Source organism: Melioribacter sp. Ez-97, from assembly GCF_051488665.1.
Lineage (GTDB): Bacteria > Bacteroidota > Ignavibacteria > Ignavibacteriales > Melioribacteraceae > Melioribacter.
In genome coordinates, this window is sequence record NZ_JBPSEG010000005.1 from 139,776 (window position 1) to 163,005 (window position 23,230).

Genomic DNA, 23,230 nt, shown 5'->3' on the forward strand with positions numbered 1-23,230 from the left:
ATGCCGCCCGAAATAAAAAATCTGTACGAAAAGATTCCGAATAAAATACCCGAAGAAATTTTCGAAGACATTTTACGCTCCGACAAATTTCGGATCGAAAGAATAATTTCGAAAGGACACAAAAGCCCAGAGGGTTTTTGGTACGACCAGGATGAAAACGAATTCGTGCTCATTTTAAGAGGAGAAGCCAAACTCGGTTTTGAAGACGGCAGCACAGCCGACTTGAAAGAAGGAGACTACTTAATAATACCCGCGCATTTAAAACACCGCGTCGAAAGCACATCGGAAGAAACAGAGACAATCTGGCTGGCAATTTTTTATTAAAAAAGCGGTAAAGACTATCGAGTCGATACCGCTTTTACCAGTAAGGGAACATATGCAATTTTTTAGTCTTCAATTATGGCAAGGATGTCCGACCTTTGAATAATCTTTAAATCTTTGCCGTCGACGGAAATATCCTCGCCGCCGTATTTGGCAAAGAGTACGCGGTCGCCTTCTTTAATGTTTTCGCGCAAGTCTTCGTCGGTTCCTACAGCCAGAACTTTACCGACTATCGGTTTTTCTTTTGCCGTATCGGGAATAATAATTCCGGACGGCGTTTTGGATTCCTCTTCGACAGGTTCGATCAATACTCTGTCGTCCAATGGTTTTACTTTCATAGAACAACTACTCCTAATCTTTTATGTTTAACAAACGGTTTATTTTAGGTTTATCGAATCCCACAATAGGACGATTATTAATTAAAATTACGGGTACGCCGGTTTGACCGGTGCGTCTCATCATATCTCTTGCAGCCGCCTGGTCCCGCGTGACGTCGATATCTTTGAAACGGATATTTTTTTCGCGGAAATATCTCTTGGCGGCATTGCAAAAACTGCATGTCGGCGTAGAAAAAATTATTACTTTCGGTTGTGCAGACATATTAAAGCGCCATAAATTTGTTTTTGGATATGATGAAAGAGGAATAAAAAGGATTCAAACAGTGTGGGATTATTTTACGATTTTCTCAAAACCGATCTTTTTCAGATTATAATAAATTACGAAAGCGCCCCCTATGCTTATTAATAGAAGAAGAGCGCCCTTTAAATAATTCTGAAAAATCAGCGCCCCCGTTCCGAATAAAAACGAATAGACAACTGTGATGCCCGTCAACCAGTTAACAAACAATCTTACAAAAATTCCGCCCGACTGTTTAAGACCCATTTCATCGGTAATTTTTTTCCATCCGATTCCGCCCGGCTCGGTTTTTTCGTAAAATTCAAATAATTTTTTTCGATTAACCGGCTTTGTAGAATAAGTTACAATCACCCATACAATTGTTGTAATTAATACAATCGGAAAAAGCGATATCGGCGAAGGAATGCCAAGATAATATTTGACAAAGGGATAAATAAATAACGGAGCTGCCATGGCGGATATTTCCGACCATGCATTTACCCTCCACCAATACCAACGCAGTATCAGGACGGCGCCGATTCCCGCGCTTGCATTAAGTATGAATTCCCATGCTCCCGATATCGTAGACAGGAAATATTTTGTTAGTACGAGCGATAAAACCGTAAGAATGATAATGCTTATCCGCGATATAATTACATAATGCCGCTCGTCTGCATTTTTTGCAATAAACCTTCTGTAAAAATCATTGATAATATATGAAGTTCCCCAGTTTAACTGCGAAGCAATAGTAGACATATATGCGGCAAGAAATACCGCAATTAGCAGTCCCAGCAGACCTGCTGGCAAATATCTTACCATCAGTTTCGGGTACATTATTCCCGGGTCTACCGTATTTTCATAAATTTCATACATTTCCGTAAATTCGGGTGAATCAGAATATTGCAGTTCGTTAAAATTTTCGTGCGAATTATATGCCTCAACGACCTTTTCGTAAATTTCGGGATTTTGCATTTTCAGATTATCGAGATTATCTGTACGCGGCAAAATTACCAATGCCGCAAGAGCTACTAATATCCAGGGCCAGGGTCTGACCGCATAATGCGCAATCGTGAACCACAGCGTGGCAAAGAGGCTATGTTTTTCGTCTTTTGCGGACATCATACGCTGTGCTATATAACCTCCTCCTCCCGGGTCTGCTCCGGGATACCAGCTTGCCCACCATTGCAAACCGACGTATGCAAAAAACGATCCGAGCGAAATTGAAAATATGCCGCTTACAGCTTCTTCTCCGCCTATTTTGGGTATAAACGAAATGATCTGCGGCGTGACTTTTTCTTTTAATTCCGATATACCTCCTACCGCAGGTAACGAAACTACTATAACAGCTAATATAATGCACCCTATCATGGCAAAAACAAATTGAAAGCTGTCCGTCCGTGCTGTACCCAACAGACCCGAAGCGGCAGTATAAATTCCAATAATAATTGCGGCTATTGTAACAAGTAGAAAAGGATCGTACTGAGGAAATACCACAGTGAATATTTTTTCCATTGCTTTGTGCACCCATCCGAGCACAATAATATTCATGAACAATCCGAGGTAGAGCGCTTTAAAACCTCTGAGGGCTGCGGCGGCTTTCCCGTCGTACCGAAGTTCGATAAATTCCACATCGGTCATTATTTGAGCGCGGCGCCACAAACGCGCAAAAAAGAAAACCGTCAGCATACTGCCGATTGCCATATTCCACCAGATCCAGTTGCCCGATATACCGTTTTTTGCAACCAATTCGGTAACAGCCAGAGGAGTATCCGCGGCAAATGTAGTGGCAACCATAGCGGTGCCGGCAATATACCACGGAAGGTTACGCCCTGAGAGGAAAAATTCACCCGTATCCTTTCCCGCCTTTCTGGAATAATAAAATGCGATTGAAAATACCGCCAGGAAATAAATCAGAATGACAATTATATCGGCAATATTCAAATTATCCATTGAATAGAATTATTGTTTGACAACAGGCAATTTGAAAAAATTCTCCAGTACAAGAGAAGCGGCACCTACGGCTACAGAGAATTGATGATATCTGTCTACAACTATATCGAGCGCATTGCTTGTAATTGAGATAACCCTCATTTCGATCTCTTTTCGTACGGAGTCCACAATAATTTCCTCGAGTTCCGAGACCACGCCTGTGAGTATGAGCGTATCCGGATTCAACAGCGATACTGCGGGAGCAATTGTCTGTCCGACAATACTGCCGATCTTCGAGAAAATCAGTTTGGCAATTTCATCTCCTTCTTTAGCCGCTTGAAGAACCAATTCGATATCGATCGAGTCTAATGAATTCATGTAATTTTTCATCGCTTTGCCTTCCGGAAAACGGCTCCTGTATGACGCCACTATCTCTTTGAGAGTAGGCAGATGCGGATATAGCTCGCCTGCGCAATACGAAGATCCCCGGTATAATGTGCCGTTTATTACAATACCGATTCCAAGACCGCTTACATTTTTATCGATTTCAATCAGAACAGTCAGGTAATTTCTTCTTGCTTTTACATTGTTTTTCCATTTGTATCCAACGGCAACGGCGTTTGCATTATTTTCCAGAAATATCTTAAAGGGAAACACTTTCAGTTTCTCGAGAAGATTGAAATTAAGGTCTGGTAAAATACTCGACATAACAACTACGCCTCTCTGGCAATCTACAATACCGGCGAACGCAATGCCTGCGCCGAGAATTTTCGAATGCTCCAGTTTATTCTCCTCTATCGCCAGATTTATAGCAGTAATTATACTATTCGCTAATTCATCTACGGAATTGACCGTATCTATTTTAATATTCCTCTTATAGATTAATTCTCCTTTGAAATTGAGAACAACCAGAGACATCTCGCCCACTTCGATATCTAACCCTATAACATATGCGGCGTCTTTATTGAGAGTCCACATATACGGTTTTTTGCCGCCTTTACTCGTCGAATCCCCTTTCCCGTAGAAAAGAACAAAAGATTTAGCCGACAGCTCTTTCAAAATATTGAAAATTGTCGAAGGTCTCATGCCGGTAATTTTTGCCAGTTCTGAACTGGCAATTACTTCGTTTTCCTGAATTAAATTCAGTACTAGCTGCTCGTTAATGTCTTTAACTACTCTGGCATGGAACGAAATTAATTTTTTGCTTCTCATTCTTTTGTTCCTATGAAATTAAACTATATAAATAATACATATTAATGCCAAATACAAGCGTCAATTAATGTTTATTTCGTCGACAAAAATCCATGCTTTACCGCCGGCTCCCGGATGCCACGATGGGCACGATCCGATATTTTTTCCGATAACTTTGACATATCTTGCTTCTTTATTTACGCTCTCCGTACCGAAATTTTTAATGCCTTCGAACTTATCATGAGCGGAAAGTTTATATTCACCATCATAAACTTTTACAAAGCTCTTTCCGTCGAGCGACAAATAAAATTCAACTTTTTCCGGAAGAAAAATCCACGAGCCGATATTCTGAAGAAAATTTACGGATAATTTATTAATCTTTTCAGGTTTCCCGAGGTCAATAATAACATCCAAGTTTTTTCCTTCGTAACCCTGCCATGCATCCGAATTGAAATTTTCGTTTCCTCTAATACCGTCTATCAAACCCCACTTACCACCTCCAGTATACGGATTGTCGTACATAGTATTATAATGAATATTCCAATCAGCCGGCACTTTGTGAAATTCTGAAGTTACAACTTTGCTGAATTTATCGTCTTTCCGGGAAACATATTTCAATCGGAGCGAATTAGTTACTGCTATCGGGTCGTCATATAACAAGCCGCAAGATTTGGGATTACTTCCGTCCAAGGTATAATAGATATCCGCTCCGTCGATGCTTTCCAATTCAACAACCGTTTCTCCTTTGAATACTTTTTCGCCGCTTTTAATAAACGGAATCGGAATGAATTCCAGGTCTACATAAGACTGCGGTCTGTCGGATTTATTAAATCCCCAATCAGTCGGTTTGTCAACCAGATCGAAAACTATGTTTCCGCCGTCGATTATCTCTTTATGATTTATGTACGACGCCGTATGGTTAGAACCATTCAGTACTGCCGAGCCGATATAAATATTTTTATCGGATAAGTTTTTCGCTTCGATTACAAAGGTATTTCCGTTTTCAAGATTTATTACGGCTTTTTCAAAGTGCGGTTTGCCGATTATATATTGATCCTTACCAGGACAAACCGGATAAAAACCGAGACTGCTCAAAACGTACCAGGCGGACATTTGCCCGCAATCTTCATTTCCGCTTAAGCCGTCGGGTTTATCGGTATATAGCGTATTGAGGATTCTATTTACAATTTCCTGGGTTTTATACGGTTTGCCTACATAGTTATAAAGATAAGCAATATGATGACTCGGTTCGTTTCCGTGAGCGTATTGTCCTATCAGTCCCGAAATATCAGGTTGATGCCGGCCTTTTAATTCAGTATCGGCATTGAAAAGCTCGTCGAGCCTTTTTTCGAAATTTTCATCTCCGCCGAAAAGGTCTATCAAGCCGTTTACATCGTGAGGCGCAAAAAAGCTATACTGCCATGAATTTGCCTCGGTATAATCGCGGCTGACCACATACGGATCAAATGGGGAAACCCATTTCCCGTTTTTCTTCGGTCTGAAAAACCGCGTTTCAGGGTCGAATAGATTTATGTAGTATTTGGAACGCTCGAGATAATATTGATTTGCTTCTTTATCCCCGGCTATTTCGGCAACGCGGGCAATACACCAATCATCGTACGAATATTCTAGCGTTTTCGATACGCTCTCGTGCTCATAGTCGGAAGGTATATAACCCATCTCTTTGTACGCATCGAGTCCTCTTACGTCGGACATTGCGGAATTAATCATCGTTTTTAATGCAAGTTCCAAATCGATGCCGGGTAAGTTTTTGATTAAAGCGTCCGCAATTACGGGAATAGAATGATAGCCTATCATGGTTCCGGTTTCGTTCGACGCCAGTTCCCAGATTGGCAGTTGACCGCTTTCCTCGTATTTACGTAACATCGATTTTATCATGTCGACATTTTCTTCGGGAGCAATTATCGTAAACAACGGATGAAGCGCTCTGAAAGTATCCCATAGTGAAAAAACCGTATAGAGTGTAAAATTTTCTTCGTGATGAATTTTACCGTCCATACCGATATAACTGCCGTCGACGTCGGAGAGAATATTCGGGCTCAAGAAAGCATGATAAAGAGCCGTATAAAATATTCTTTTTTTTGCCGCGTCCGAATCTTCAATGACAATCGAAGACAATCGATTTTCCCATTCCGCCTCTGCCTGTTTTTTTATACTATCGAAATCCCTTTGATTAATTTCGGACTTAAGATTTTTTTCCGCTCCTTCCGGGCTCGTATGTGAGATTCCGACTTTAACATATACCGGTTCGTTCGGTCCGGTTTTAAAATTAAGAGCGGCTTTTACGTTTTTACCCGCAGCTTCTTTATTATTTACCGGTTTGCCGTTCTTATAAATTAAACCGGATTCGAAAGGCTTGGAAAAAACCGCATAGAAATAGACAGTATGGTCTTTCGCCCATCCCGCCGATCTTCTGTATCCTTTTACTATAGTATCATTTACAATCGTTAATTTTGAGTCGATTACTCTGTCCTGAATTCCATGCGCAAGGTCGATAATGATATGAGAATTTTCCGATTCGGGAAAAACATACTTGTGATAGCCCGCTCTTTTTGTAACGGTCAATTCGACATTTATATTATAGTCTTCCAGAAACACGGAATAGTAACCTGGCGAGGCTTTTTCGGATTCATGTTTAAAACGCGATCGATACCCCGAGTCGGGATTGTCTTTCGAGCCCGGTTCTAATTTCAGCTCGCCCGTGGTTGGCATAAATAAAATATCGCCGTAATCGGCGCAGCCCGTGCCGCTCAAATGAGTGTGACTGAAGCCGATTAGAGAATTATCCGAATAATGATATCCCGAACACCAGTCCCATCCCTCTGTATCCGTATCCGGACTCAGCTGAACCATTCCGAAAGGCATCGAAGCTCCCGGATAAGTATGTCCGTGCCCGTCCGTACCGACAAACGGATTTACAAATTCGGTAAGTTTGTACTGAGCTACAATGCAAAGAGAGCTCGCGAATATTATTGCAATTGCAAATTTCAATGCTTTCATGGCGCATCCTAAAACTTGTTTATAAATTCACCTTTTTCAATACTCCAGTCGTTCCCGAAATACCCGATAAAGCGGACGCCCTGATCATCCGACTCGATAATTTTGCTGTCGTAAACCACTATATCCGGAAAACTCAGGTAAGGATGGTAAAATTGAGCGAGTTCCGCTAATTTCATTCCTTTAATCCCGGTGCCGGCAACTACAGCAACGCTTGCAATATCGCTGTCTCTTCTCGGTCGTATCATCAAACAAGATAAATCTTTACCGTAATAAATCTTGTCGCCGATTTTAATTTTTCCTTTTTCCACATCGACAGGAGAATCTTTCAATAATTTATTCCATGCGGAATTTGTTTTCGCATTACCGTAAAGCACAACATTTCTGTCTTTATAAACAAGAGGATCGAATTGGTCATCCTCGATTACTTCGATTGCCGCATTTCCCTGATACCATAGATACTCTGCGTCAAACCGCGCTTTTTCAAACGCCCACTTGTTCTCATCTTTAGAGCCGTGCGTGCCGTAAACAAACAAAACATTGTTGTTAAGCGCTTCTCTTATATTGCCGAGACGGACGGGATTTTTATTTTCTGCGGCGGGCTTGCCGGTAATTTTCCAGGCGCCTTCGCTTTTGCAAAGATATAATTTATAATCGGAAGGTACAGGAATGTTCTCAATTTTTTGACCATCTATTTCGACAGAAACCGGAGCGCCGGTATTTAAGACGGAAAGATCGAAAGCAAGATAACTTACATTTTCCGTATTACCTTTTATAACGCGCTTTCCGTATTCTAGCGTAAATTTGACCTTGCTCAGTTTTTGTTGTTTTTCCTGATTTATAATTTCTATCCAGTAGTATTTCGATGATATTGCCGGATTGGCAGTAGTAAACTCGACGTTTTTAATCATATGTTTTTTTGGCGCTGAATGCCGCGCAAAGAAATCGAACATCGGCATCCAGTCAACGCAATCGGCTCCGTCTTCATCGGAATTATCCCACCAGTGACCTGCTCCTTTTTCAACATGGAATTCGTAATCTTTATGAAATTTTGAAACCACTTCCAGCATCGATTCGGCTTGAGATATCGGCACGTTGTCGTCGGCGTCGCCGTGTATGACATAGATACCGTTTTTGCTCAGGTTCCTTGCAAATTCATAAGTATCGCTCTGTTTCGATGAACGAACCAGCATTTCTTTTACGTCCGAAGTATCGATTAAATTTCTTATACGATACGACCAGATACTAATCCAGCCTGCGCTGGGTCCGATTGCGGCGAAACGATCCGGATAATTGATTCCAAGCTGCCACGTGCCGTGTCCGCCCATTGAATGTCCGGTCAAATAAACTCTTTCCCTGTCGATGTTGAATTTTTTTAACGCAATTTCCATTACTTCGAGAGCGTCCACTCTTCCCCAATTTTCCCAATTAAAACCGTAAGGTCTTCTGTTCGTTGGAGATACAATATAGCCCCAATTCTTATGTCCGTAAGAATTCGCCTGATTAATAGCTTCGACGCCTGCGCCGTGTAAGCTCAGGAATAGCGCCGGTTTGTTCTTCAAATCAATTGGAGGGTTAACAGCATAATACTGCACGCTGCCGTCCAATTTGCTGACGAATGTTTCTCTTCGTGTTTCGTATTCGCCCACAACCTTCAGTTCAATTTGTTCCGAAAGCAAAGTTTTTTCACCGCCGGTAGATTTTTCAATAAGTTCTATATTCAGCTTGACTGTTCCCTTTTTATCAACAGCGGGAAGTTCGATTTTGAAAGGAGCTTTATAAACAGACAACGGATTGATTACAGGCAACTTCGAATAAGCGGGTATATTTTGAAAAACAGAATTATCCGCATAAGTTTTGACGAACAAATTGTTCAATTTCTTTTTTTCCGCATTTATCAACAATATTGCGCCGTACGACGAAGCCGGCTTGTTTACAATTAAGTCCGGAACGGTCAGGTCTTCTTTGCTAAAAAGGATTGGCGGGATATTTTGGTGAATTTTAACTTTTAAAGCTCCGCTTCTGTTGCATCGGAAGATCAAATGGTTAACGCCTTTTTTTACTTCAACGGGAATTAATGAATAGTCGAACCTGGGCTCCCACGATTCATAAGTATCTTTTGTTCTGTAAGGATTGCCGCTTCTCATATAGCCGTTTACATATACAAAAGAATGTCCCATCGCTTCGAGTAAAACTATTTTGTTCTTATCGGAACTGTATTTCATATAGACATACCCGTTTCGCAGTTCCGGCGTTTTGAACCATCCGTTATCGTCGGCTTCAATATTCTTCCATTCTCCGATTAGTTGATCGCCTTTTTTCACTTTCTGTCCGGCAGCAGGAGCTTTCCAATTGCCCGTAACAATCGAACCGACAATAGGATCGGGAGTAATTACGTTGTCTCTGTAAGAGTAGTCCATTCTGACAGCCAATCCTTCTTTAATCAGGACAGCGTCAGAAGGTTGAGCGTTTAAGGTTAAAAAAGCAAGCAATAAAGTCAGACCGGAAAGAAATGCTTTGGTTTTCATATTAACCTCTTTATTCTATTCATTGTTATGATCTTTGACTGTTCCGTCGTCGTCGTAATCTCTGGTCATGGTTTTCAGTCTGTTCATCATGTCTTTAAAATCGACGCTTCCCCCGAGAATGAACCAAATTATAATTACGAACGACGCCGCAAGATTAATTTCGACGTATTTTCTCCAGAAAGCCAGCCAAACGGAATCGGGCACGTCGTATAAAAGATTCCATATAGTACCGATGATAAAGACCGCCACCCACGAAAACGTCCATACGTACGAGACGATATAAATAAGTTTATCACCCCTGCTAAATTCTTTGCCGATACCAAGCATACGAAGTCCTTTTAGCGGAACTTCGTTAACGACAACGCTTTCTTCTTTAATTGCATATTTACCGCGATGAAGCATTTTATCCATATTGAATTCCTGTCGTTTTCCCAATAACGAAACAAGTATATAGCTGAGCGACGAAACTCCCATCGAAATCGCCCAGAAATATTGTCCGTTTATCGGGAAGTCGGGATAAATTTGCTGAAGAATAATTCCGCTTACCGCTACCGCCGAGCCGATTGTAAGCGATACCCATGCCGCAGCAGTAGTGCCGTACTTCCAGTAAAGACCGCCGATGATGACAGAGCCCGAACCGCCTACGAAAATTGCGGCGGTAATAGCAAAGTAAAGGAAGATATAGTCGGTCATCGGAAAGAACAAACTGAAGAGAAAAATAAATACGCAAACGCCAAGTATCGAATAACGGAGCACTTTGAGGTGTTGTTCATGCGAAAATTTCTTTTTTCTGAAAGGCATAACAACATCCTGAATAAAGATACTGCCCCATGAATGCATATACGAACTGTTCGTTCCCACCGTCGCCATAATCATTACGGCAAGCAATGCCCCTCTCAAGTAGAACGGCAGTATTTCCGAAAGCACTAAAGGTACCCGCAGCTGATTTTGAACGGCTTTGTTATCGATACCGCTCAGCGTTTTTTCGACTACCTCAGCTACATTGGAAAAATCCACATGATGTAAAATTGTAAAGGCAACGACCGGCACGAAGACATAGAACAGCCAACGCGGTATATCTCTGAAATTAGCCAGCACTTCTCCCATTTTTGCTTCATGAGCGCTTTTGGCGGAAGAATAATAGCCCTGTCCTCCCTGCCACGACATTTTACCGTAGATTATACCGACGACATTTATCAGAAAATACCAGAAATTAAAATCCTGCACTTCGCTTGCTTTAAATGGATTTATCAACGATGCATTTTCGGGAACCGTACTAACGGCTTGCATTATTTGATCCCAGTTGACGAAAAAGAGACAAAATACCAGTATTGCAATAAAAGTAATATTCAAGAAAACGCCCTGAATAAATTCCGTTACGATTATTGCCACCTGACCGCCCGCAAAAACAAAATAGAGGGAAACCAATAACAAGAGAGCCATTGTAACGGGAAACGTGGAAACTTCGACGCCGAGAAATTGAAAACTTAGTGGCAATCTGCAAAAATAAATTATAAAACGGGCGCTCACGGCAGGAAAAATACCGAAGTTCAGCAGTCCGGATATAAACGCCAGTATACCGGCATAAATTCTGAAATTTCTGCTGTATCTCATTTCGAGGAATTGCGCTACGGTCAGCGCGCGAGTCTGTCTGAATCGATAGATAACCCAGCCGGTAACGGTTACTATCAAGAGCACAACAGCCATAATGAATTCCCACCAGCGCAGAACAAAACCGGCAACATAATTCATCTCCCACTGACCCACTATCGTAATTGCTCCGATTGCAGTCATTCCCTGAGAAACCGTTATCATGTACCTGCCGGCGGAACGACCCGCCGATAAGAAATCGGCAACGCTCTTTACATGCCTTTTACTCAGATACACGCCGTAAAAAGAGAAGCTCATTACTACGGCTACTATAAGCCATTCATAGAAGGATAAATCCATAAAAATCACCGTATTTTAAGATTTGAATCAAAAAGAGATTTTTATAATTTAAGGAACGATGTTTCCAGAATGTTTTTATTTTACGAAAATAAACACTGTATTTAATAAAACTATTTTAACTATTTTTTCGTAAAAAGCCAAAATAATTTTAGTATTTTTTTCATTTTTTGCATATTATTGTCTATGGTATATTTTTTATAAAAAAATACAATGGAGGCAGTTTATGAAATTTTCTGCCCTTTTTATTGCAGGTTTGATCTTGTCGGTCGCTCCTTCTTTTTATGCTCAAAGCGATCTTTTTAATTCTCTGATTCCAAAACCGACAAAAGCAATCCCCTCGGAAGGTAAATTTACTTTTGACAATAAGATTACAGTAAAATCAACCAGCGGCAAATTAGCCGCCTATTTTAAAAACAGGATATTCGAATTAACCGGTATTAATCTGGCTGACAACAATTCAATAGACGGGAAGAAGATAATTTTTGAGTCGGGTTCGCTTCCAAACGAATCTAATAAAGAAGCGTATAATCTCGAGATTACCCCGTCAACTATTACAGTCTCCGCTAATACCGACGAAGGGATATTCAGAGGGATTCAAACCGTCTTCCAGCTTATACCGCCCGAAATAAAAAAGAGCCGGATCGGAAAGCCGTTCGAATTACCTGCATGTAAAATAGAAGACAAACCGCGTTTTCAGTGGAGAGGCTTAAATCTCGATTGCAGTCGACATTTTATGAGCAAAGATTTTATTAAAAGGTATATCGACATTCTCGCATATTTTAAATTCAATACGCTCCACTGGCATTTTACCGACGATCAGGGCTGGAGAATCGAAATCAAGAGATATCCCAAATTGACACAAATCGGCGCATGGCGTAAAGAAGCCGACGGAACGGTCTACGGCGGGTATTATACACAGGAAGATATAAAAGAAATAGTCGAATATGCGCAGAGCAGATATATCAATATCGTTCCGGAGATTGAGATGCCGGGGCATTGCCTTGCGTCACTGGCTTCTTATCCTGAAAATTCTTGTACGGGCGGACCTTTCGAGGTTACAAATATGTGGGGCGTTATGAAAGACGTTTACTGCGCCGGCAGGGACTCCACTTTTATATTTCTTCAAAACATTCTGGACGAAGTAATCGATTTGTTTCCCGGCAAATACATCCATATAGGAGGCGACGAAGTTCCGAAAGACAGATGGAAAGAATGTCCCAGATGCCAGGAAAGAATCAAGACGGAAGGTTTGAAAGACGAGAAGGAACTGCAAAGTTATTTCATAAAACGAATTGTCAATTACCTTGAATCGAAAGGCAAAACCGCAATCGGCTGGGACGAAATTCTCGAAGGCGGACTTGCCCCGGGCGCGATTGTTCAATCGTGGCAGGGACACGACGGCGCAATTGAAGCGGCTCGTCAAAAACACCAAACAATCTGTTCTCCCACTTCTCATACTTACCTGAATTACGACCCCGACAACCTCGACCTTAAAATAGCTTACTCATTCGAACCGGTTCCCGAAGAACTGAACGACGAAGAAGCCGCTTTCGTAATAGGCAGCGAAGCAAATTTATGGACAGAACATTGCCCGCAGGAAAAAGTAGACTCCCAACTCTTCCCGCGAATTCTTGCCCTCTCCGAAGTCTTCTGGACAACGGGACCGAAAGACTACGATGAATTCTACAGCCGCCTCAAAAACAAATACGAAGATCTGACTTCGCTAGGAATCAAATACGGAAGAGAATCGAAACTAATCACATATAAAGTAGAACACAACGAAAATCCCCAACAATATATTGTTACTTTCGATATTCATCAGGAAGGCGTTGACCTCCGTTATACTCTGGACGGAACAACGCCCACATACGAATCGGAAATTTATACTCAACCGTTAGTCATCAACAACACTAGCAAGCTCGTAGCGGCTGCTTTCAGAGACACTTTTTTCCTGAATAAAAAAATTAACTTCGATTTTATTTTTCATAAAGCCGTCGGCAGCGACATCAAAATTATCAATGAATATAGTTTACATTACAGAGCTAACGGAGACAACTCATTAGTAGACGGCATACGCGGCACTGACGATTTTCACGACGGTATGTGGCAGGGATATCAAGGAGTCGATTTCGAAGCGATTATCGATTTAGGTTCCGAAAAAGAAATATCGCGAGTTGTTCCGAGATTTATATTAAATTCCAACTCCTGGGTGTTTCTTCCTCAAAAAGTAATAATTTCAATATCGAATGACGGAAGCAACTTTACGAATGAAAAAGTCATTTCGAACGACATACCTCAAAAAAATTCCGAAATTATTGTAAAAGAATTCGGAGCGGATTTTAACAAATCCAAAGCTCGCTATATAAAAGTATTCGCCGAAAGCATTAAAGAATGTCCCGAATGGCATCCGGGAGCCGGCCATAAAGCCTGGCTGTTTATCGATGAAATCGTAGTTGAGTAATTTAGATGGAGTATAAATGTATAATATAGTCTTCATAATTATTTTTATTTCAATTAATGTATATGCTGAAGCATCTGAAAAAATATATTTAACAAAGGATGGCAAAAGTGATTACAAAATTATTTTATCCAGAAATGCAACTTATTGGGATTCTTTAGCCGCATTTGAACTCAAAAAATATATAGCAATAATTTCTGGTGCTGAAATTCCTGTTATACATGATGATGTCCCTGTCGAAACAAAAGAAATTATAATTGGAAAAAATAATCATTCGTTAAATATTGATGATTCTGCTATTCAATACGATGGATTTATCATTAAAACCAAAGGTGAAAAATTATTTCTTTCTGGAGGGAAAGAGAAAGGAACTCTTAATGCTGTTTATTCATTTCTGGAAAAATATTTAAACTGCCGGATGTATTCTGCAACTGTAAAAAAAATTCCTGTTCAAAAATCTATCGTAATACCTCAAATAAATGTACTGGAAAACCCTGCATTTGAATACAGAGATATTTCATATTATGAAGCATCAAATGATGAATATTGCAGATGGCATAAACTTGCGGATTCAAAAGAAAAAAAAATATGGGGCTTGTTTGTTCATACTTTCCAAAAATTAGTTCCCCCAGAAATATATTTTGAAACACATCCAGAATATTTTGCTCTGAGAGGTAATATAAGAGTTCCTGAACAGCTATGTTTAAGCAATCAAGAAGTATTAAAAATAGTTATTGATGAATTAAGAAAAAGAATTGCTGAAAATCCTGAAGCAAGGTTCTGGTCTGTTTCCCAGAACGATAATTATTCCTTCTGTCAATGCAATGAATGCAAAAAAATTGATAGTATAAATGGCTCACCATCTGGTTCGATTATCAATTTTGTAAATAAAATTGCTCGTGAATTCCCGGAGAAAATAATTTCGACTTTGGCTTATCAATACAGTCGTAAACCTCCCAAAAATATCAAACCTGAAAAAAATGTAAACATTATGTTATGCACAATTGAATGCTATCGAACAAAACCTCTTGATGTTGATACTGCAAATGCAAGTTTTATAAATGACCTTAACGACTGGACAAGGTTAACAGACAATATTTTTTTGTGGGATTATGTTGTTCAATTTTCAAATTTAATTAGCCCTTTCCCTAATCTTCATGTACTTCAACCGAATATTCAATTATTTGCAAAACATAAAATCAAAATGATGTTCCAGCAAGGTGCTGGCAAAAGAAATTCAACAGAATTTAGTGAACTAAGAACTTATTTAATTTCTAAACTACTATGGAACCCTGAGATTAACATTGATTCTGTTATGAATGACTTTCTTGATGGATATTATGGACCGGCAGGAAAATTTATAAGAAAATATATTGACTTAATGCAGGATGCTTTAATAAAATCTGGGCACAACCTCTGGATTTACAGCAATCCAGTTGAACAGACGAAATATTTTTTAACTCCAGAATTAATGAAAACTTATAATGAAATTTTTGATGAAGCAGAAAATTCTGTTAAGGATAACGAGGGTTTTCTTAGAAGAGTAAAAATTGCAAGACTCCCACTTATTTATGCAGAACTCGAACAAAGAAAAGCCTTAGCATATTTTAATAAATCTTTATTAATTATTAAAAAAGAGAACAATAAATATGAACCTAATCCTGTTGTTATAAACTTGTTAAATCAGTTTGAAAAATTAACATCCTCTCTTAAAGATATTTATTTAAATGAATCTGGATTAACCCCGGAAAAATATATTTCAAGCTATAAATCGATTCTTTCAAAAACAATGTTCAATCCTCTCGCATTAAACAAATCGGTATATTTTATTACTACGCCAGATTGGAATAAATATCCTGCGAATGGAGAAAAATCTTTAACTGATGGAATTAGAGGAGATGAAGACCACAAATTTAATTGGGTTGGCTACGAAGGAAAAGATATGGAAGTTATTGTTGATTTACAAAAAATAATAACTGTAAGAAAAATAAGTATCGATTTTTTACAAAATGTATTTTCATGGATTTTCCACCCTAAAAAAATAGAGATTAGTCATTCAGAAGATGGGATACATTTTATAACGATTAAAGAAATATACAATACAACACATGCTACTAAAGAAGAATTAACTTCACCTATTTTTGCTTATATAAAAAATTTTAATGCAGAATTTGAACCAATTTATGCAAGGTATATAAAAATAAAAGCAATTAGCATTAAAAATTGTCCTCGATGGCATCCTGGATATCCCGACAAAGCATGGATATTTACAGATGAAATTGTCATTGAATAAAACTTATCTTCAATAAAAAGGTTTTAATTATGGCTAAAGAAGAAAAGAAACCGTTGCATGCGGGAGCGGTCGAAATTGACGAGGCTCTTAGAGTTTACTATCCGGAAACCGACGAGCGGGCGCTCAAAAAATTGAAAGTATGGCAGAGTTTAAAATTCGGACTTTTGATGCATTGGGCGCCGTCGAGTCAATGGGGTATTGTGGAATCCTGGTCATTATGCTCAGAAGACGAGGACTGGTGCAAACGAAACATTGAAGATTACTGCGAATACAAAAGGCTTTATGAAAATCTCATTACCACTTTCAATCCGGTTAAATTCAATCCCGAAAAATGGGCGGACGCGGCGGCGGACGCCGGCATGAAATATTTTATTTTTACCACCAAGCATCACGACGGTTTTTGCATGTACGACAGCAATTATACAGATTACAAAATTACCGGTGAGCGATGTCCGTTCAGAAATCATCCGAAAGCAAATATTACAAAAGCGCTTTTTGATTCCTTCAGACAGCGCAATTTTATGATCGGCGCGTATTTTTCCAAACCCGATTGGCATTCCGACTATTACTGGTGGAGACGTTTTGCGACTCCCGACAGAAACGTTAATTACGACATTGGCAAATATCCCGACAGATGGAATAAATTCGTAGAATTTACGCACAATCAAATTATGGAATTGATGACGGACTACGGAAGTATCGATATACTTTGGCTCGACGGCTGCTGGGTGCGGAGTTACACGGAAGAAGAATTGGCAGCGGAACGTAAGAAAGCTAATTTCAATATCTACCGGATTCAAAATCAGGATATAAAAATGCCCTTGCTGGCAAAAAAAGCCAGGGAAAAACAACCGGGACTGATAATTGTCGACAGAGCGGTACCCGGCCCGTATCAAAATTACCTGACTCCAGAAAATCAAATCCCGGAAAACACTCTCCCCTATCCGTGGGAAACTTGTATGCCGATAACGCCTTCCTGGTCTTACGAACCGGGATTGAAATATAAATCGTCGAGGGAAATAATCCATCTGTTAATCGATATAGTTTCAAAGGGAGGCAATTTATTGTTAAACATTGCGCCCACTCCCGAAGGGGACTGGGAACCGGAAGCCTATGAAAGATTAAAAGATATCGGAAAGTGGATGAAAATAAACGGAGAAGCAATTTACGATTCGGAACCCGTTTTCCCTTATAAACAAAACCAACTTTCTTATACGAGAAATAAAAGCAACTTCTACGCCTTCTACAGAATAAAAGAAAATGAAAACATATTGCCGGCGGAAATTAACATCGAAATACCGGAAATAATCGGCGACCCCGTTATAACTTACATTGATAATGATTCTATCCTTAAATACAAACGCGACGGACAAAAAATTACTATCGAAATTCCGGAAGAATTACGCTCCGTTAAAAAGGATCAATTTACATTTACCATGAAAATAAGGAATTGATATGACAAGGATAATTCTATTAATCATTTTATTTCCTTCGATTATTTTTTCACAGACCAAAAGCAATATCGTATTTATTGATCCGGAAGATACGCCAGCGGAGATAATTCGTAAAGCGGCAAATGTAATCCCTGCCGGACGCCAGTACGACTGGCAAAAATTGGAACTTACAGCCTTCATCCATTTCGGCATGAATACATTTATGAATCTTGAATGGGGACGTAAAGACTTTGATTTATCGGTTTTCAATCCATCCGGAATCGATACCGATCAGTGGGTCAGAATTTTAAAAGAAGCCGGCTTTAAGCTTATTATTTTTACCGCCAAACACCACGACGGATTTTGTTTGTGGCCAAGCAGATATACCGATTACGACATTGAGAATACTCCGTATAAAAACGGTAAGGGAGATATTGTAAAAGAATTATCGGAATCCTGTAGGAAAGAAGGGGTCAAATTCGGAATATATCTGTCTCCCTGGGACATGCACGAAAAAACTTACGGCTCGGATGATTATAACGAATATTTCAGAAATCAATTAAGAGAATTACTTACAAATTACGGAGAAATATCCGAAGTCTGGTTCGACGGCGCATGCGGAGAAGGCCCGAACGGCAGAAAACAAATTTACGACTGGAATTCTTATTATGAACTGATACGAGAACTGCAGCCCGATTGCATAATTGCAAATATGGGTCCAGATGCGAGATGGGTAGGAACCGAATCCGGCTACGGAAGAAAAACAGAATGGAGCGTGCTTCCGGGAAACATCATGGATACGGATTCGATAGCCGCTTCTTCGCAGCAAAAAAAATTGGATAATGCATTCATTCCCCGCGATCTGACCGATGAGGATTTAGGAAGCCGGGAAAAAATTTTGAAAGCAAAATCTCTCATCTGGTATCCGGCAGAGATAGACGTGTCTATCCGCCCCAGATGGTTCTACCATAAAGAAGACGACAACTTCGTTAAATCTCCGGAAAAACTCTTTGATATCTATCTTAATTCCGTAGGACTCAACGGAGTATTGCTTTTAAACGTTCCGCCCAATAAATACGGTTTAATCGTTGAACAAGATATAAAGAGTTTACAAGGCTTCAAATACCTGATTGAAAATACATTCGGTCGAAATCTTGCGACGGGTAAAGTTGTATTTGTATCATCCGAAAGAGAGGGCAACAGCGCGGCTTTTATACTGGATAACGACTACGAAACTTATTGGACTACAGACGGATCGGATTCAACGGCTGTTATTGAAATTTCACTCGATACGATTAGGACTTTCAACTGCGCAATGCTGCAGGAAAATATTCTGGAAGGTCAAAGGATCGAAAAATTTTCTCTTGAATTCCGGGAACATAATCAATGGAAAAAGTTTGCAACCGGAACGACAGTTGGATATAAAAGGCTCTTTAAATTCGACCCGGTTACAACTTCAAGGGTAAGAATAATCATCGAACAATGCAGAACAAATCCCACCTTGTCTTCTTTCGGTCTCTATATTACTCCCCCGTCGCTCTCTTTTTCGCCGGCAAACACTACATTCAGGGATACGCTTGCAATTAAGATAAATTGCGACATTCCGAATTCGAAAATATATTACACACTTGACGGCTCTCTGCCGGATACAAATTCAAAGCTTTACACCGGAGAAATTATTATCGACTCGTCAATTACCATTACAGCATTTGCAATTTCAAGCGACGGGAAAAAAGGATTGCCGGCAACATCCAAGTATTACAAAGCTAAATATGACGTAATTTCCTTAACTAAATATTCTCAGTCTTATTCCGGAGGCGGGAAATATGCGCTCGTAAACGGCGTAAGAGGAAGTTCTTATTTCAAAGACGGTAATTGGCAGGGTTATCACGGCAACGATCTTGTTATTACGCTCGATTTAAAGGAATACAAAAGGATTAGAAAAATATCCGCAGGCTTTCTGAAAGACATAAACGCATATATATTTTTTCCGGACTCAGTCGCCTTTTACGCATCCGAAGACGGAATTAATTTCATTAAACTCGGCAGTAAAAAACCTGTCGATACAAATGAGAATAACGCTGAGATTCAAACCGTCAGCATTAATGCGGACGGAATCAATTGCAGATATATAAAAATCGAAGCCAAAAATATCGGAGTCTGTCCCGAATGGCACGTCGGGAAAGGGAGCAAAGCCTGGCTATTTGCAGACGAAATTACCGTTGAATAGCTATTTTCTTATGCCGTTTGATTACATATAGTCCGTAATAGAAAATAACGATAAAGCAAACCAAAGGAATTATGTAAGCGAGATTGATATTAGACGTCATATCGGATACCAAACCCTGCAAAGCGGTTAATACCGCTCCTCCGAGAATTGCCATAATAAGCCCGGAACTTGCAATTTGAGTATCGCTGTTTAATCCTTCCACTGCAAGCCCGAATATCGTGGGAAACATCAAGGACATGCAAGCGGAGATCGATACGAGGGCAATAACGCCTGCATATTCTCCGGAAACGATCACCGTAATCGTTAGGACAGTTGCAATTCCGGATAAATACGCGAGTAATTTCCCCGGTGAAATATACTTCATTAAACCCGTACAGATGAATCGAAATATGGCAAAGAGCGCCAAAGAAATGAGATAATAAGTGGCTGCATTTTTTTCGTTCAGTTCCAATTGTTTCATAACGTAACGGATCGTAAACGACCATACTCCAATCTGAGCGCCCACATAGAAGAATTGCGCTGTAACGCCCAACAAATAATTCTTATTTCCCATTAATCTTTTTAAAGTTTGTTTTACATTCACATGCCCCGATTCGTCCTTCGCTCGCGGCATTTTTGTGAATGCTATAAGGATCCACAAAAATAAAAGTATTATAGCGACTCCAACATAGGGGCCCATAACGGCGGACAGCTCAGCCGACTGGATTTTTTTAAGCTGCTCCGGAGCCATGGACAAACGCTCGACATCCGTAGCGCTGTTTAAATGCGATAAAATAAATAACTGGCTGATAATTACTCCCGCAATCGAGCCGATCGGATTAAACGATTGCGCAAGATTTAACCTTCGAGTGGCTGTAGAAGCGTCGCCCATAACAATAACATAGGGATTGGCTGAGGTTTCCAGAATAGATAAACCCCCGGCTAATATATAGAGCGCCAGCAGAAAGTGAAAGTAATTCATCGTTTTGCTTGCAGGATAAAAAAGCAAGGCTCCTGTTATAAACAAACCCAGTCCGAGCAATACGCCGGCTTTATAAGTGAATTTCTTTATGAAAATTGCAGCCGGCAAAGCCAGACAAAAATACGAACCGTAAAATGCTATCTGTATCCAGGAAGTCTGAAAATCCGACAGGCTCATAATTCTTTTAAATGCCGCCAGCAAAGTGTCGGTCATATTGTTTGCCAGTCCCCACCAAGCAAAACAACTGGTTATCAGAATAAACGGGATTAAATGTTTACGCTGTACAATGGGAGAACGGATTTTACTTTTAATTTCGCCGTTCATAATAATTATCTATATAATGGTCCGAAGTTTTTACAGGCGGCAAAATCGGCGCTCTCCGCATCCGATGTGCCAAATGCATTCCATGCAGCCGGTCTGAAAATACGATCTCTGTCTATGTTATGCATGTAAACAGCTATTCTAAGAATAGACGCAAGCGTAATCAATTTATCTCCGATATGACCGTATGAAATTGCGGCGTGATTGGCGCCCCAATTCAGCATAACCGAGTAGACATCCTTGAATGCTCCCTTACCGGTTAACCTGGGTACAAACCATGTTGTAGGCCAGGTAGGATTCGTTCTTTTCTGTAACAGAGCGTCTACTTCGCGATCGAGTTCGACCGTATAACCTTCGGCAATCTGCAGCGCCGGTCCCAAGCCGTGAATTATATTAATTCTGCTCATCGTAACCGGCATGCCGCCTTCCGTCAAAAAGTGCGACGAAAAACCGCCTCCCCTAAAATACTCCCTTATTGCAGGACACCAGCTCGTGGCTTCGAGACAGTCTTTGGCTTCCTTCTCCGTTATCTCCCAGAAAGGTTTAATGGCGGGTTTGCCATTCAGACGCTGTTTACCGGTTCCGTCGAGAGCGGACGAGCCCGAGTTGATAAGATGGATGATTCCTCCTTCAGCCAATCCGGTAAGTTTTTTGCCCGTCACTCTTTGAACGGCTTCGGGACTCCAATACGTGCGCACGTCCGAAAAAATTTGAGCCGTATCCGTCAATAAATGTCCGAAAAGCATACAAATTCCGTTCAGGCTGTCGTTTTCCGTAGCTACTATGTACGGTTTACGAATACCGTTCCAGTCAAAAGACGAATTTAAAATCGCTTCCAGGAAATCGCCGTTAGGCATAAAATCCGTCCATTGGCGTTGTCCCTGAAATCCCGCTGCTATTGCATTGTGTCCCAGAGCTTCTTCTTCGAAACCTAATTCTGCAAGTTTGGGATTTCCGATCATAAGGTCTCTGAAAATCATCGTCATTTTAACAACCGTATCCCATTCGCTTTTACGCTGTTCTCCGGATACAGGCGGATCATTAGGATCTTCTCCTTCCCGGCAGTTAGCCGCAACCCATTTTATAGCTTTATTAAATTCTTCACCGTCGTAAATTTTTTCGTTAATTCTTCTTATTATTTCAGTCATATCTACAAATTCGGATTTCATTCCGAGATAGTCATACATAAAATGCGTATCGACAACCGAGCCGGCAATACCCATTGAAACGGCTCCGACCGAAAGATAAGATTTGCCCTGCATTTCCATTGCTGCCAGAGCCGCTTTTGTAAACAAGAGTAATTTTTCTTTAACGTCGTCCGGTATGGACGAATCGTTGCTCTCCTGAACATCTTTCCCATATATTCCGAACGCAGGAATACCCAATTGATTGTATCCGGCGAGCGCCGCCGCAAGATAAACCGCTCCCGGTCTTTCCGTTCCATTGAATCCCCAGACGGCTTTGGGTATAATAGGAGTCGTATCCATTACTTCCGTGCCATAGCACCAGCACGGAGTAACCGTAATAGAAACGCCTACGTTATTTTCCTTGAATTTTTCCATACAAGCCGCTGCTTCTGCAGCTCCGCCAATGCAAGTATCCGCAATAACGCATTCGACAGGCATACCGTCGGGATGGCGTAGCGCGCTTTGTATCAGTTCGGCGGTTTTCTTTGCCATTTGCATTGTTTGGGCTTCGAGCGATTCCCTGACGCCTTTCCTTCTTCCGTCGATTGCAGGTCTTATCCCGACTCTTACGTGTTTTTTTCTCAATTGAAATACCGGATGATTGTCGAAGTTCATAACTGCTCCGTTATATTTAATTTATTCCGATTTCTTTCGGTATGCCGTATAGATTCCGTCTGTTAATAAGTTCATTAACTCTCGACTCGGTTAATTCTTCGATATTACCAATTTGACTGGCAATAAATTCAATTTTGGATGCATGTTCCAAAGTTTCCATTTTATGATAAGAATTTATTA

The 23,230-nt window shown here is 40.4% G+C and carries 15 protein-coding genes; 5 read left to right on the forward strand and 10 right to left on the reverse strand.

All coding sequences use genetic code 11. From position 1 onward, the window contains the following. Entirely contained in the window at window positions 1–324 is a 324-nt protein-coding gene (locus tag ACSSWA_RS08040; protein ID WP_437356050.1) for a cupin domain-containing protein, read from the forward strand. A 62-nt stretch (window positions 325–386) separates the two neighbouring features. Here ACSSWA_RS08040 and ACSSWA_RS08045 read toward each other — a convergent pair whose 3' ends face one another. The 7 genes from ACSSWA_RS08045 to ACSSWA_RS08075 form a co-directional block, all read right to left on the reverse strand. After that, on the reverse strand, window positions 387–659 hold the full coding sequence (locus tag ACSSWA_RS08045) for a co-chaperone GroES (protein ID WP_437356051.1): 273 nt from the start codon (window positions 657–659) through the stop codon (window positions 387–389). 13 nt (window positions 660–672) lie between these two features. Continuing rightward, window positions 673–921 carry a glutaredoxin family protein gene (locus ACSSWA_RS08050; RefSeq protein ID WP_437356052.1) on the reverse strand — a complete coding sequence of 83 codons (249 nt, stop codon included), beginning with the start codon at window positions 919–921 and terminating at the stop codon, window positions 673–675. 69 nt (window positions 922–990) lie between these two features. After that, window positions 991–2,886: a sodium:solute symporter family protein gene (locus ACSSWA_RS08055; protein ID WP_437356053.1), complete on the reverse strand. Its 1,896-nt coding sequence runs from the start codon at window positions 2,884–2,886 to the stop codon at window positions 991–993. Window positions 2,887–2,895: 9 nt separating this feature from the next. Next, entirely contained in the window at window positions 2,896–4,077 is a 1,182-nt protein-coding gene (locus tag ACSSWA_RS08060) for an ROK family transcriptional regulator (protein ID WP_437356054.1), read from the reverse strand. Between the two features lie 60 nt (window positions 4,078–4,137). Then, the gene (locus ACSSWA_RS08065; RefSeq protein ID WP_437356055.1) at window positions 4,138–7,077 is read right to left on the reverse strand and encodes a GH92 family glycosyl hydrolase; all 2,940 of its coding nucleotides are present in this window, start codon (window positions 7,075–7,077) and stop codon (window positions 4,138–4,140) included. A gap of 8 nt (window positions 7,078–7,085) precedes the next feature. Continuing rightward, the gene (locus tag ACSSWA_RS08070; protein ID WP_437356056.1) at window positions 7,086–9,602 is read right to left on the reverse strand and encodes a prolyl oligopeptidase family serine peptidase; all 2,517 of its coding nucleotides are present in this window, start codon (window positions 9,600–9,602) and stop codon (window positions 7,086–7,088) included. A 15-nt stretch (window positions 9,603–9,617) separates the two neighbouring features. Then, entirely contained in the window at window positions 9,618–11,552 is a 1,935-nt protein-coding gene (locus ACSSWA_RS08075) for a sodium:solute symporter family protein (protein WP_437356057.1), read from the reverse strand. Between the two features lie 223 nt (window positions 11,553–11,775). On the opposite strand from ACSSWA_RS08075, the gene ACSSWA_RS08080 reads away from it, so the two are divergent. The 4 genes from ACSSWA_RS08080 to ACSSWA_RS08095 are packed head-to-tail and all read left to right on the forward strand — an operon-like array spanning window position 11,776 to window position 19,966. After that, a complete protein-coding gene (locus tag ACSSWA_RS08080) occupies window positions 11,776–14,013 on the forward strand; it encodes a glycoside hydrolase family 20 protein (RefSeq protein ID WP_437356058.1) in 2,238 nt (745 codons plus the stop codon). Between the two features lie 16 nt (window positions 14,014–14,029). Beyond that, window positions 14,030–16,303 (forward strand): DUF4838 domain-containing protein, encoded by a 2,274-nt coding sequence (locus ACSSWA_RS08085; RefSeq protein WP_437356059.1) that lies wholly within the window; start codon window positions 14,030–14,032, stop codon window positions 16,301–16,303. Between the two features lie 29 nt (window positions 16,304–16,332). Further along, the gene (locus ACSSWA_RS08090) at window positions 16,333–17,757 is read left to right on the forward strand and encodes an alpha-L-fucosidase (protein WP_437356060.1); all 1,425 of its coding nucleotides are present in this window, start codon (window positions 16,333–16,335) and stop codon (window positions 17,755–17,757) included. Between the two features lies 1 nt (window position 17,758). After that, the gene (locus tag ACSSWA_RS08095) at window positions 17,759–19,966 is read left to right on the forward strand and encodes an alpha-L-fucosidase (RefSeq protein ID WP_437356061.1); all 2,208 of its coding nucleotides are present in this window, start codon (window positions 17,759–17,761) and stop codon (window positions 19,964–19,966) included. On the opposite strand, the gene fucP is transcribed toward ACSSWA_RS08095, so the two are convergent. From fucP to ACSSWA_RS08110, 3 genes are read right to left on the reverse strand one after another with little or no spacing between them, the layout of a single operon-like run. Next, window positions 19,953–21,251, reverse strand: coding sequence for an L-fucose:H+ symporter permease (fucP, locus tag ACSSWA_RS08100; RefSeq protein ID WP_437356062.1), 1,299 nt, complete (start codon window positions 21,249–21,251; stop codon window positions 19,953–19,955). The genes ACSSWA_RS08095 and fucP overlap by 14 nt on opposite strands. A gap of 5 nt (window positions 21,252–21,256) precedes the next feature. Continuing rightward, window positions 21,257–23,050, reverse strand: a complete 1,794-nt coding sequence (locus ACSSWA_RS08105; RefSeq protein ID WP_437356063.1) for an L-fucose isomerase — start codon at window positions 23,048–23,050, stop codon at window positions 21,257–21,259. Between the two features lie 16 nt (window positions 23,051–23,066). Continuing rightward, complete coding sequence (locus ACSSWA_RS08110) at window positions 23,067–23,210, reverse strand: hypothetical protein (RefSeq protein WP_437356064.1); 144 nt, start codon at window positions 23,208–23,210, stop codon at window positions 23,067–23,069. Window positions 23,211–23,230 lie beyond the last annotated feature (20 nt).